Consider the following 2,962-nt stretch of genomic DNA (forward strand, 5'->3'; position numbering starts at 1 on the left):
GTGCAGCAGCGCGGGGGCGGGCGGGGCGGCCACTCCGTGGTCGCCGATGCGCACCAGCGGGCGTCCGCAGACCGTGTCCACGCCGTGCCACAGGTCGGTGCGGCCCTCCAGCCAGCCGAGCAGCGCCTTCTGGTGGGGCTCGGGGTCGTCCCAGGTCGCGTAGAGCTTCGAGGCGGACACGGCGATCACGCGCAGCCCGCCGACGGCCACCGCCTCCCACACCGCGGCCGCGACTCCGGGGCAGTGCTCGGAGCGGTAGTCGTCGAAGACCACGACGGCGCCGGGGGCGGCCACGGCCTTCGAGGAGGCGATGTCCGTGACCACGTGCTCGTGCAGGTGGGAGGCGTCGATGTGGACGAACCGGCAGCTGCCGTGGCGGACCCGGTCGGGCACGACGGAGGTCGGCGCCTGTATGACGGTCGGCAACTCCTCGTGGAACGCGAGGTAGTTGGCCTCGAACCCGCGGCGGGTCAGGGTGGGGTAGGACTCCCGGACCTCTTCGAGGTTGTCTCCGTCGGGCGCGGGCGAGTCGAAGAGGTCTACGACGGTGAACTCCTCGCCCTCCCTCAGGTAGGCGGCGAGGAAGATCGCGCTCTTGCCCATGAACGCGCCCAGTTCGAGGAGGTCGCCCTTCGCGTCCGCGGTGTCGTTCTGGCGGGCCAGGAACCAGTCGAAGAGCACCTGGTCATACGCCGAGAACCAGCCCTTGACCTCGTCGAACGACCGGGGTGCGGGCGGGGCGGGCTCGACGTCGGGGGTGCTGACGGGAGCCTGTGAAACGTGCGACACGGAGAGTCATCCTCCAGCGGAATGGCATCGGTTCAACGCTGATACCCGGCCGGGTAAGCCGACCTTAAACCCCAGAACAGCCGAATGGCGAGAACTCCGGGGGATTGATCATTCCGTTCAGAGGGTGGCGCGCCGGTGCAGCCTGCGGGCCGCCGCGTTGCGTACGGGGCGGGTCCGGGCGGAGGCGGCCAGCAGGACCAGCGCCTCGTCGGGGGCGGGCGACCGGACGGCGGTGCGCTGGCACCAGTCGGAGGCGGAGGCGAGTTCGGCCGCGGACCAACTCCCGCCGCCCGCTATGGCCTTGAGCAGAGTCCACTCGCGCAGCCGGCGGGCCGGGAAGGCGTGCCCTTCGAGTACGGAGTGCAGGGCGCGGGCCCAGTCGCCGAACGCGGCGTCCGGCAGGAGCCGCACGGCCCGGCGGTCGAGGTGGGTGACGACGGCGCTCTGCGCCATCACCGGGTCGGAGTCCCGCAGGACGGCGGCCACCTCCCCGGCCTCGACCGCCGCACCGACCGCACCGGCGGCGGCGAGGCGGTCGAGGTGGCGGGTGTAGCGCCAGCGGTCGGGGGCGCCGTGTCCCGGGGCGGGCTGCTGTCGTCCGGCCCGGCCCTCCTCCGGCGCCGGGCGCGCGGGCGGCGCCTCCCGGGTGCCCCCCGGCATCCCGTCCGTCTGTATCTCGCTCGTCCCCATGCCCCCATTCCACACGACCGGCCCGGCCGCCGTGGCCCCGGGGGCCGTCCCGGCGCCCCGACGGCGATCCGGGGGCAGCCCGGTCCGTCACCGCCGCGGGCAGCTCGTTCACCAGCGCAGGCCCTGCTCGGGGAGCTCGGTGGGCGGGGTGCGGAGCGGGACGGGCAGGCCGAGCCGGGTGCGGGCCGCGTGCACCGCCGCGACCTCCTGCCGGCCGGCCGGGCCCCAGTCGCTGAGCTCCCGCACCTGTTCCGGGGTGGCGAGCAGCCGGGCGTACGCCGGGTCCCCGGCCGGGGCGAGCCCGGTGAGGCGGGCCGCGGTACGGGCCAGCGCGGTCCGGTCGGCGTAGCGGTAGCCGAGCGGCAGGGCCCCGACGGCCGGCTCCGCCTTGGGGGCGGGGAGGTGGGCGGCGCCGGTGGCGCGGGCGACGAGCAGCAGGACCCGGCCGTCGGGGGCGAAGAGCCAGCCGGAGTGGCCGCGTACGGGCAGCCGGGCGGGGACGGGGCCGGGGTGCCAGGTGCCGTGCTGCGGGACGCGGCGGGTGCGCAGGACCCCGAGCCGGTCGAGGGCGGTGGGGACGGTGGGGCGGCCGTCCTCCAGCAGGGCGGGGCCGGAGCCGTTGATCCGGGCCCGCAGGGCGGCCAGGGCGCGGCGGGCGTCACCCGGCTCCATCAGGGCGGTCAGGTCGGCGGGCTCGGCGAACTCGATGCCGGTGATCTCCTGGGCGGGCAGGCGGATGGACTCGATCCGGTCGGGGGCCCAGGTGCCGCCGTCGTACACGTGCAGGATCTCGCCGGGGAAGCGCATCTCGGCCGGGAAGCCCGGGGTGTCGGCCGGGATCCAGTCCACGGCGAGCCCGCACGGGTAGTGGCCGTCGACCCCGAGCTCCTCGCGCACCTCCCGGGCGGCGGCCGCAGCGGGCGCCTCGCCGGCGTCCACCGCTCCGCCCGGCAGCAGCCGGTCGGGGCGGTAGTCGACGCTCTGGACGAGGACCCGCCCGTCGGTGTCGGTGACGAGGACGACCGCTCCGGTCCAGAGGGCGGCGCGGGAGGCCCCGTACTCCGCCGGGGTCATCCAGGTGCCCTTGCGTCCGGGGTCGTCGGTCAGCTGGGGCATGGGCACTCCGTTCACCGTGGGCGGGTCCGCCGCCTGTGCAACAGCGGGTGCGACCGTCGGGTTACGGCGGGCGGCGGGTGGTCGGGACCGGCCCCGCTTTGCCATCCGCATACCTTCCTCGCCTCCTTATTGCCCGATTATGTCGATCTTGATACGGTCCGTGGTGCGGGCTGGCGGTGTGAAAGTCGCTGGTCCGACCACGTATGCGGCCCCGCACTCACCCGTCCGTGTGAGCGGGGGCGCCGGGCGGTGCTCCGGTACGGCAGGGTGGACGGATGCCGTCGCGCCTCTCCCTCCCGCTCTGGATCCCCGCCCTCGTGCTGGCCGCCGGGTGCGTGACCGTACGGCCGCCGGCACCCGCCGAGGC

At 75.5% G+C, this 2,962-nt stretch carries 3 protein-coding genes; all 3 read right to left on the bottom strand.

Annotated features, from left to right (window positions below):
• On the bottom strand, positions 1-789 hold a 789-nt coding region (locus VR44_RS16700; RefSeq protein ID WP_045948301.1), incomplete at its 3' end, for a class I SAM-dependent methyltransferase.
• 117 nt (positions 790-906) lie between these two features.
• The gene (locus VR44_RS16705; RefSeq protein ID WP_052713649.1) at positions 907-1,479 is read right to left on the bottom strand and encodes a hypothetical protein; all 573 of its coding nucleotides are present in this window, start codon (positions 1,477-1,479) and stop codon (positions 907-909) included.
• Positions 1,480-1,587: 108 nt separating this feature from the next.
• Positions 1,588-2,595 carry an NUDIX domain-containing protein gene (locus VR44_RS16710; RefSeq protein WP_045948302.1) on the bottom strand — a complete coding sequence of 336 codons (1,008 nt, stop codon included), beginning with the start codon at positions 2,593-2,595 and terminating at the stop codon, positions 1,588-1,590.
• Positions 2,596-2,962: the final 367 nt, after the last annotated feature.

This window comes from Streptomyces katrae, from assembly GCF_000966975.1.
Lineage (GTDB): Bacteria > Actinomycetota > Actinomycetes > Streptomycetales > Streptomycetaceae > Streptomyces > Streptomyces katrae.